Consider the following 10,140-nt stretch of genomic DNA (forward strand, 5'->3'; position numbering starts at 1 on the left):
TATAAGATTTCTTAAGGTAATTTGGTTTTTCCTCTAATTAGCTAAATTTACTTCAATAATTAATAAACAATAAGGCTTTTATCCAGTCCTTAATCAAAAATTATGACAAAAAACACGTTAAAACTCCCCTTGCTTCTTTTAGCATTCATTATCCTAATTATCCCCAACTCTTTTGCCCAAGACGAAGAAGCCGTCAATATTGCAGGATTTCGTTTCCTAGATTACTCCTCAGATTTACCCGAAGGATTACTAACCCAAAAATCAGTTGTCTTGGTCAGTGTCCCCCCTCTGGAAGGAACTTCTTTGCGAGGGGATTGGAAAGATGTAGCGAAACAGGTTCACCCGGTACTTAGGAAGGCCGGAATAGATGCAGTGGCCTATTACAATTTAGAGGATGTAATTTCAGGAGCGGACGCCACCTCTTCTTTTTCAGAGAGTTTCAAAAAACGTCAAATTGGACAACTTATCTTGCTAAGTGAAATAAAATTATTCATCAATGAAAAAGAACAAAATCGCTTTGTAGTTGTAGCTACTCCCTTTAACCAAAATTCAGATTTAATGTCCCATGGACAGCCTGCATGGAAGGCCCAAAGCAAACAATTGGATAAAACTATGGAGAAATTGCTAAAGGCCTCGGAGAAAAGTAAGCAAAAAAAAGGGAATTTTCTGATTATCGAACACCCAGAATTTTTAAAATATGGAAACCTGATCAAAGGAAGCCGCTTTCCTTCTTTTTCCCCTGACCTAAAGCTAGACAATTTGGCTGTACCCCAATTTGAAGAAATTGAAATACCAAAAGGATTTCCTGTAAATTCGGCAAATAATCGATTGACCAAACAAGTAAAAGCCGAAAACAAAAAAGTAGGAGAAAAGAATAAAGCTCTGGCTCGGGAAATGCTGGAATATCCCTTCAATTATGGTTTAGTAAATTATAGTAAGGGAGAAGACAATATCAAGAAAGCTGGTTACCAATTTGTATTGATGCGCTTAAAAACCAGTGGAAAAGAAATAAAGAAGTTATTGGGTTATGATGAAAATGATAGTGACCAATATATTACGCTAGTCAGCCAAAATGGGAAAAACACCATGAGGCACATTCCGGCAGATGCCACAGTTTATAAATATTATATCAAACATTTACATACAGGAGATGTATACTTGGGCAACCAGTGGGATGCAGATGAAGATTGGAAAAGCGCGCTTCAGCATTTTATCAGGAATTTAAAAAAAGAGGTTAAGAAATAATTAATAAAGATAATGCCTTTTAGAGACGCAAGATTTTGCGTCTCACCACCCCACCAAATAGATAGTAAAGGAGCCATTACCTTTTCACATCTTACTTCAAGAGATTAAGGAGAAAAGGAAAATAACCACTCCACCCAGGCGTACATTTCATAGACCCGTAAAAACGAAAAACACAACAAAAACCCTCATTTTCTTTTTTCAACATTCCCTAAGGATTCAAGAAAATCGTGAGTTTAAGGCAAAAAATTTAAACTGATCCAATAAAACTACTTGCCCTAACCACTTTATAATTTCTCATTAATTTCAGTAAAGCTGCGAATTAACGAAAGGAATTAAAGCCAGCAATACAGCCTGTTCATAATATTCCGTACGACCTAATTGTCCATGGGTTAGGATTCCCACTGCACCTCCTTTTTGTTTGGAATTATTTTGACTAAAAATGATATCATTAGCTTTCCCTAGCTCTACACCTTCATTCACTAAATGCGCGACTTCATGAGGAAGAAAAAATGTTGAGGTTCGGGCTTTTCCCATTTTAGTTTGGGATAAAATAACAATCCATGCAAATGCTTCCAACTCTTCTCCTTTGGGCTGCAAGCCTCCTTCCAAACCTATCCAATATTCAGCATCTGGAATGGCTTTTTGGGCATTTCTCGCACGATTAATAGCTCCTTGAAAAGTTTCTTCATCACTCATCGGTTGATCGCTAACCTGAGAGGCCACCGCAATTCCCTGAAATTTCATCTTTTCGTTTTTAAACACCTTTTCAAAGGTATTTCGACTAGCGTTTATTTTCACCGGGTTTCCTGAGGCAACAATTATCTTCATTCTTATTTGTTATTAAAAAAATAATCCTTCTTCATAATATTATTGGGAAAGAAATCTCAGTAAACTTAAAAGTAAAAAGTGGAAATAACTTCAATATCCCTGAGTTTAGCGTGTACTCAGTTTAAAGAAAAAATAGGGCTATAAATATATTAAGGCTTTTTTATTCAAAATATGTCATTAAACGGACAAGAATACTGAAACACAACAACCATATTGCCTTTAAATTTACCATATATTATTAGAACCTATGAAAAAATTATTTTCCCTATTACTTTTCACATTTTTCGGAAGTCAATTTCTGATGGCCCAAGGACCACAAGGTTTAAAAGAAGGAAATAAAGCACCTCTCTTTGAAGGTATAAATCAAAAAGGTCAAAAAATTAATTTACAAGAACAACTAAAGAAAGGTCCTGTTGTTCTGATGTTTTATAGAGGAGCTTGGTGCCCTTATTGTAATAAGCAACTTTCCCAATTGCAAGACTCCTTACAATTTATTACTGAAAGAGGAGCACGTGTAATTGCTGTAAGTCCTGAATTACCAGAAAAAATTGATGAAACTATTAAAAAGACGGATGCGACTTTTCATATCATCCATGATAAAAAGCTAGCAATAATGGATGCTTATGATGTTAGTTTTGAAGTTGAAAACCAAATGGTAAAAAAATATATGAACTGGGGAATAGATATTGAAGCTTCAAATGGAGACAATGGGGCAAATTTGCCCGTTCCGGCCACCTATATCATTGATCAAAACGGCAATATCTCTTATGTATTCTTTGATCCGGACTACAAAAAAAGAGCTTCCGTCCAGGAAATCATCGAAAATTTGCCCGCAAAAATATAAGTTGCATGAACTTAATTTGTTAATGAGAAAGGGGGAAGTAATTACTCCTTTTTCATTTTAAATGGCAAATACCTTTATTTTGTAAAAAATCAAATTATAATAATGGTTGAAGAAAGAAAAGATATTGAAACTGAAGAGGATATCAAAAAATTGGTTGATTCCTTTTACGACAAAGTCAAAAGAGATGAAATATTAGCCCCTATCTTCAATGAAACGGCCCAGGTTAACTGGGAGAAACACTTGCCTAAAATGTATACTTTTTGGTCATCACTACTTTTAGGAAGTGCTACCTATCGGGGAAATGCTTTTGCAAAACATGCTCCTTTACCTATAAAGGAACAGCATTTTACTCGTTGGCTCCAATTATTCCATAAAACTATTGATGATTTATTTTCAGGACCAAAAGCCGCAGAGGCCAAACACCGTTCACGAATGATCGGTGGAGTTTTCCTGCATAAAATTGAACGTTTAAATTTACTAAGCCAAAACTAACTTTGTGACACAAGTTAAATCCTGCCTCTTTTGAGTTTTTTCATTAAAAAGCTTCCTGAATTTCTAGATAAAATCCTGAACTTTTACGTCCAAAACCATAGTCCAAACGGATATTCAAATTCTCCTTTCTATTAATGGCAAAACGTAATCCCATTCCGTACGATGGTTTCAAAGTTTCCCAACTAAAGTCTTGGAATTTTTCAGCTACGTCGCCAAAGCCTCCAAAAGCAGCCATTCCTATTCGCCACCAAATCGGCATACGGTATTCTGCCTGAAAGGCCATATAATTGTTATCCATATAACGTCCCTCAGAATACCCCCTCATTACATTAGGGCCACCCAACTGCGGCATTTCCAAAAAGGGAACGACTCCTCCTGTAAATTCACCATAAGCTTGTATAGCCAAAATATGGCGTTTATCAGGGTAAACATTAAAGTACTTACGGGCATCCAGTGTAAAAGAGGTGAAGTTACTGGAACTTCCTAATAATTTTTGGTGAAAAATAGTTGAAACTTGGACAAAATGTCCCAAGGAAGCATTTACGATATTATCTCTTTTGTCCAGGAAAAATGTAAAGCCTATCCCAGAGGCGGAATACCCCCCACCTTCTTCTGTATCCAGCAAACGGTCATCATACCTTATTCCTAGATATTGACGCTGTAAATCTTCTAGCTCGCTGGTAGTTTTCTCTAGATTATCAGGATGGGTAGGTAAATATTCTCCATCTGGATCCCATTTTAAATTATACACACCACTAAAGCGATAAATTAAGCCCGCAAATACCCCAGGGCTTAGTTTTTTCACCACACTTTGGTCAACAGTAATCAAATCATAGTCGATATTTATTCGATGGTCGGATTCAGTTACTTCATTTCCTATGCCGAAAAAATCCTGTGGGTATTTAAAATAACGGAATTTTCCCTGTAAGATATAATCATCATTATTTAAGAACAGGTTATACTCTGGAGAAAACATCATTTGTCCTTTTGTAGTGTAAATAAAATAAGCCTGGACATTTGAAGTTCGAGTGGTTTCTGGATTTACCCCTCCCGGTTTAAAAAGAGCCATTCCCAATACACCAAATCCCACACCAATTTGTGGTTTAGCTGTAAGAACAGGTAAAGGAACCCACTGTACTTTGCGTACCTTACCCTCAGTATTCTCAGTTTCAACTTCATCCTGAGCATAAATTGGAAAACAAGTAAGGACAATAAAAAGAGTTAAAAGTGAAGTGGGGAAGAATCTCTTTTTTAAATACATTTTGGGATTTATTTATTTTATTACCCAATAAGGTAAGAAAAATATAGTCTATTTTCCAAAAATTAACCAATAACAAAAAATATTTTCTGCCAAAAAACATAATTTATCCCATTTTTAATTTTATGTTAATAAGTGGTATTATTAGTTTTTATTAATAAACTGTGATAAAATAAGTTTTTAATCAAAAAGAAGTAAAAAAGAAAAGAGCGACAAAAAATAGAATTTTGTAAGGGCTGAATTTGAAAACTCTTTTCAAAATTCCTTAATTACTTTTTCCTCTTAAACAGAAGCTCTACCTGGTTTTATACACTCCCTTTTCCAAATCCTTAGCCATTTTTCGGATCATCTTATCCAATTCGTTTGCTGCTTCTTTCAGTCGTTTAACAATGGAGCGATTTATTTGATTTTCTAATTGCTGAGGGTCAAAAATAGAAGTAAGGCCTAATATTCTAGCCAAAGGAGGCCGCATATTATGAGCTGCTAAGTTTGCCAAGCTTTGAAGACGTTCGGCAATCACCTCTCTCTCCTTTAAATGCTCTTTATGTTCCGTAATATCAATCACCAATGCCAACCGAGCCGTCCTTCCCTCATATTCTAAGTCATGAATATAGATTTCAACTGCCACTGAGGACCTATCCTTTTTCAGATGGGTCCATTCTCCTACAAATAATTCTAAAACCTCCAGTTCCTTTTTTTTTGCTTCATAGGACCTGATAATCTTTTTCAATTTTTGATGCTCCTCTACAGGATGCAAATCAAAAACACTTAAATTCAAAAACTCCTCATAAGAATATCCATAGATTTTCTCAGCCGCTTTATTTACAGTCAGAAACTTAAAATCTTTCCGGTCATGGACAAAAAGAGGAAGAGGGTTAGCATCAAATATCCCTTTATATTTCTTTTGAGCCATCTGGAGAGCAACTTCTGTTTGCTTTTGGACAAATACCCCATGGCTAAGAGAATACAACTCTGATAAAGTGGCCACATAATCCTCTTCATCAGCTGACCACAAACGGGGAGTTCCCACATGTTCCAAAAAAATGGCCCCAATAATGTTCCCCTGATAAAGAATTTGTGCATCCAATATGGAAGTTATCCCATGTTGATTAAGGTAATCTTTTGATAATTCGGAAGTTCTCGAATCTGTATAGGTAGAACTTACAGTTATTGTTCTGTTGTGCAATAATGCCTGAGCATATCCTGGGTATTTATCAAGTTCCCTAGTTTTTCCACTGCTAAATTTATGACGGCTTAACTCAAATTGCTTAACACAAATAAGTTGATTGGTTAACTTTTCGTAACGCCAAACACTACATCGTTCCACCATCATCAAACGAGCAGCCTGAGAAAGAATTAGTTCAGTAAAAGCTTCCTCATCTCCCTCACCCAGGCTTGGAGCCTTAGAAAGTGCCAGTAATGATTGAGTAAATTTCCCTCTAGGCCCTTCAAGCGTCAGCTGCTTGTAATAGATATTATACAAAATCATGCTTATAGCGGACAGGGCAGGAGAAAGTAGTTCACTCAGGCTTTCAGCGGTAATTTTATTTTTTTCAGGTAAGGGAAGAGAAAAACCCAATGCCAAGACACCTAAAATTTCATGGTGATAAATCAATGGTAAACCCCAAAACAAATATTCCTTTTTTCTCATCCTACTAAAGCTCAAAGAAAATGATTTGCTTAAGGGCATATTTTTGGTCAAAACCGAATTAACAAATTCCATCAATTCGGGGACAGGTAATAATCCTGTAGAATCCTCAATACAAAAAATATGTTTTTCTGTATCCCAAATTAAATGGTTAGTTCCTTGAACGCGGAAAGGCCCATAGGCAGATTCTTTATGACTAATAAAAGAGCAGGAGCAAGTGGTAACTTTTGAAAGACAATTTAGGATGGGTTGAAACAAAGACCCAAGGGTATAGCGGCCGATATGAAAATTCATATGAACCTCATTAATTGCTTGTAGTAATTGTATATTATTACTCCTTTTCAATTTTCCAACTTGTGGTCACTTTTAAAAGGCCTGATATACTAATTAAACAATCTAAAAATAAGCTTGTTACAACTGAAAAATGGATTAAACTTCCTAATCTGCTTTCTACAATAAAGCTAAAATCTCACATTTTGGTTATTTCATTTTTAAATTGTAAATCCCAAAATTACTTTTAACGATCTCTTTTTAATCAAACTTTATTTCCCCTTCTGTCTTTTTGTAATTTAACATAAGGCTTTTTAACTCACCGTGGTACTTCAAATGAACCAAATTGGTCTGATCTTCATAAAAATCTACTAAGATCTTATCAGTTACTCTCACCTCCTTTATTTTCCTAATATTTTTTAATTCAACATAACACCAAACAGAGCCATTATCTTCCTCCTGACCTATATATGTACCTTTTACAGTTTTTCCATTAATGGAAATATGGAATTTCTCATTGAGGTAATTACTAATTAACTCCTGATTCTTTTCCAAATTTTCCTCTCCTGCTAAGTCAATTTTTTCTCCAGAATAATCCTTTAGAGCCTCTTCCAAATCATCTACAAAAATTTTATGGGTAATTTCTATGGATTTACTCTTCTCATTATACTGCATATCACTTACACTCACATGAAAAGGGTGCTTTGCAATGAAGAGGTTAAAAAAAATATTCAAGCTTAGAATTAAATTCATCTGCATCTCACTACTTATTAATTGTTAAAAAATAATTGAATAACAACAGGATCATTGTTAGTCGAAATGATTATTTTCAAAAAACTGCTATATTAGTGCTTAATTTTTATGTTTAGACAAATAAATTGCATATAATTTTTTCTTTCCCTTTTTTTGGGTCATTAATCCCAGCTATTTTAATGTATTTTATGAAACCCAAATATATAATTTGTAAACGTAATTTTGAATTTATGCCTTTGGCTGCATTCCTTGTAACTTAGGCTTCTTCATCATTAACCGAATTGACAATTTTTTATTTACATAACGAGTTTTAATCCAACACAAAAATAATTCATATGAAAAAAGCTTTCCTATTGGCAATTACCCTGGCATCTTCACAGTTGCTATTTGCTCAAAATAATCGGGGCAAAGACCTGACTGATAAGTTTGCCCAATTGGGAACAACTTTAGCAACCCCAAACGTCTATCGTACCGCTTCGGGAGCCCCAGGGCCACAGTACTGGCAACAACAAGCCGATTACAACATCCAAGTTGAATTGGATGATGAAAGACAAAGAATAAAAGGTTCTGAACTTATTCATTACGTGAATAATTCTCCCGACCCTTTGACCTACCTTTGGGTCCAATTGGACCAAAACAGGTTTGCTGATGACTCTGACTCCTATAAAACGCAGGAAAGTCAGATCTCTGATAAAATGGACTTCAACAAGGTAGGAAAACTGCTCCCTAGAGAGAAAGGCTATGGTTATGATATAACCAAAGTTGCCGACAAAAATGGAAATTCCCTTGAGTATGTGATCAATAAGACCATGATGCGAGTGGATCTCCCACAACCTTTACATCCAGGTGAAAACTTTGATTTAGCAATTGACTGGAACCATAAAATTGTTGATCAAAGAAAAGAAGGAGGAAGAGCTGGCTTCGAATACTTTAAAGAAGATGGAAATTACCTTTACGAATTGGCACAATGGTTTCCAAGAATGGCGGTTTATTCAGATGTAGATGGCTGGCAAAATAAACAATTCTTGGGTAGAGGAGAATTTGCCTTACCTTTTGGTAATTATACTGTAAGTATCACCGTTCCGGCTGATCATGTAGTCACTGCAACGGGTGAACTTCAAAACCCTGAAGAAATACTCAGCCAAAAACAACTGGAAAGGTTAAAACAGGCCAAAACTGCTAATAAACCTGTGGAGATCATTACTCCAAATGAAGCAAAGAAAAATGAGAAATCTGCCTCCAAAGAGAAAAAAACCTGGGTATTTCAAGCAGAAAATGTCAGAGATTTTGCCTGGGCCAGCTCCAGAAAATTTATATGGGATGCAGTAGGTGTAAAAATGGAAAGTGGAAAAACGGTTATGGCCATGTCTCTTTACCCAAAAGAGGGAAATCCACTTTGGGGTCAATACTCCACAGAATCCATTGTTCAAACCTTAAAAACTTATTCAAAACACACCATTGAATACCCATACCCTGTTGCAATCTCAGTAAATGGTCCGGTAGGGGGAATGGAATATCCTATGATCTGTTTCAATGGGCCTAGGCCAGAAAATGATGGTACCTACTCGGCAAAAACCAAATATTCCTTAATTTATATCATTATTCATGAGGTAGGTCATAATTTCTTCCCTATGATCATCAATTCGGATGAAAGACAATGGACCTGGATGGACGAAGGCCTGAATACCTTCTTACAGTACCTTACTGAACAAGAATGGGATAGAAACTTCCCATCAAAAAGGGGCCCTGCCAAAAATATGGTAAAGTACATGAAGGGAAACAGAGAGAATATACGTCCAATCATGACCAATTCTGAGGCCATCCCACAATTTGGAAACAATGCCTATGGAAAACCGGCCACAGCATTAAATATTTTGAGAGAAACCATTATGGGTAGGGAACTCTTTGACTATGCTTTCAAGGAATACGCAAAAAGATGGGCTTTTAAACACCCTACTCCAGAAGACTTTTTCCGTACCATGGAAGATGCTTCAAGCGTAGACCTGGATTGGTTTTGGAGAGGTTGGTTCTATACAACCGATAATGTTGATATCTCAATTGAAGATGTAAAGTGGTTTCAGGTAGACACCAAGAATCCAATGGTAGAAAATAAAAGAGAACAAAAAGAATATGAGGATCTTGTTGCTAAAGATATCAGCCGGATAAGAAATGAGAAAGACATTCCAACTACGGCTGTGGAAGCTAATTCGGATTTAAAGGATTTTTACAATAGTTATAACCCTTTTGAAGTGACTTCTGAGGATACAAAATCCTATAAAAGATTCTTAGCTTCCTTGGATAAGAATCAAAAAGGCTTACTCAATGAAGGGTTAAACTTTTATGAAATCAGCTTTAAAAATAAAGGTGGGCTCGTAATGCCATTAATTATAGAATTCACCTATACTGATGGATCATCTGAAATTGAACGCATTCCTGCAGAAATTTGGAGAATGAATAACGAGGAAGTGACTAAGGTATTTGCAAAATCAAAAGAGGTGGAAAATATCACACTTGACCCTTATTTGGAAACAGCTGATGTAGATACGGAAAATAATTACTTCCCAAGAAGGAATGTTCCTACTAGATTTGAGCTTTACAAGAGAAATAAACTTAAAAGGCCAAATCCTATGCAAAAGCAAAATAAGACGGTAAGTAGTAGATAAAACTTTGATAAATTTATAATTCTAAAAAGGCCTGCTATTAATATAGCAGGCCTTTTTTTATTCTTTAAAAATAATTTTTGTGGGTTTTTTAAATTAACCATTCAAGAAATGAGGTTATTATATTAAATCTTATTAGAGT

At 35.5% G+C, this 10,140-nt stretch carries 8 protein-coding genes; 4 read left to right on the forward strand and 4 right to left on the reverse strand.

Annotation, left to right across the window (positions count from 1 at the left end; all coding sequences use genetic code 11):
- The first annotated feature begins 102 nt into the window (after positions 1–102).
- Positions 103–1,245 (forward strand): hypothetical protein, encoded by a 1,143-nt coding sequence (locus tag E1171_RS15425; RefSeq protein WP_155206942.1) that lies wholly within the window; start codon positions 103–105, stop codon positions 1,243–1,245.
- A gap of 303 nt (positions 1,246–1,548) precedes the next feature.
- On the opposite strand, the gene yjjX is transcribed toward E1171_RS15425, so the two are convergent.
- Complete coding sequence (gene yjjX, locus E1171_RS15430; protein WP_155206943.1) at positions 1,549–2,073, reverse strand: inosine/xanthosine triphosphatase; 525 nt, start codon at positions 2,071–2,073, stop codon at positions 1,549–1,551.
- 247 nt (positions 2,074–2,320) lie between these two features.
- On the opposite strand from yjjX, the gene E1171_RS15435 reads away from it, so the two are divergent.
- Both E1171_RS15435 and E1171_RS15440 read left to right on the forward strand, forming a co-directional pair.
- Entirely contained in the window at positions 2,321–2,917 is a 597-nt protein-coding gene (locus E1171_RS15435) for a peroxiredoxin-like family protein (RefSeq protein ID WP_155206944.1), read from the forward strand.
- A gap of 102 nt (positions 2,918–3,019) precedes the next feature.
- A complete protein-coding gene (locus E1171_RS15440) occupies positions 3,020–3,409 on the forward strand; it encodes a group III truncated hemoglobin (protein ID WP_155206945.1) in 390 nt (129 codons plus the stop codon).
- A gap of 43 nt (positions 3,410–3,452) precedes the next feature.
- Here E1171_RS15440 and E1171_RS15445 read toward each other — a convergent pair whose 3' ends face one another.
- The 3 genes from E1171_RS15445 to E1171_RS15455 form a co-directional block, all read right to left on the reverse strand.
- On the reverse strand, positions 3,453–4,670 hold the full coding sequence (locus E1171_RS15445; RefSeq protein ID WP_155206946.1) for a BamA/TamA family outer membrane protein: 1,218 nt from the start codon (positions 4,668–4,670) through the stop codon (positions 3,453–3,455).
- A gap of 292 nt (positions 4,671–4,962) precedes the next feature.
- Positions 4,963–6,609, reverse strand: a complete 1,647-nt coding sequence (locus E1171_RS15450; RefSeq protein WP_187696484.1) for a PAS domain S-box protein — start codon at positions 6,607–6,609, stop codon at positions 4,963–4,965.
- A 237-nt stretch (positions 6,610–6,846) separates the two neighbouring features.
- A complete protein-coding gene (locus tag E1171_RS15455) occupies positions 6,847–7,344 on the reverse strand; it encodes a DUF6702 family protein (protein WP_222931516.1) in 498 nt (165 codons plus the stop codon).
- 329 nt (positions 7,345–7,673) lie between these two features.
- On the opposite strand from E1171_RS15455, the gene E1171_RS15460 reads away from it, so the two are divergent.
- Positions 7,674–10,001, forward strand: a complete 2,328-nt coding sequence (locus tag E1171_RS15460) for a M1 family metallopeptidase (protein WP_155206949.1) — start codon at positions 7,674–7,676, stop codon at positions 9,999–10,001.
- The last annotated feature ends 139 nt before the right edge of the window (positions 10,002–10,140 follow it).

Source organism: Xanthovirga aplysinae, assembly GCF_009711365.1.
Lineage (GTDB): Bacteria > Bacteroidota > Bacteroidia > Cytophagales > Cyclobacteriaceae > Xanthovirga > Xanthovirga aplysinae.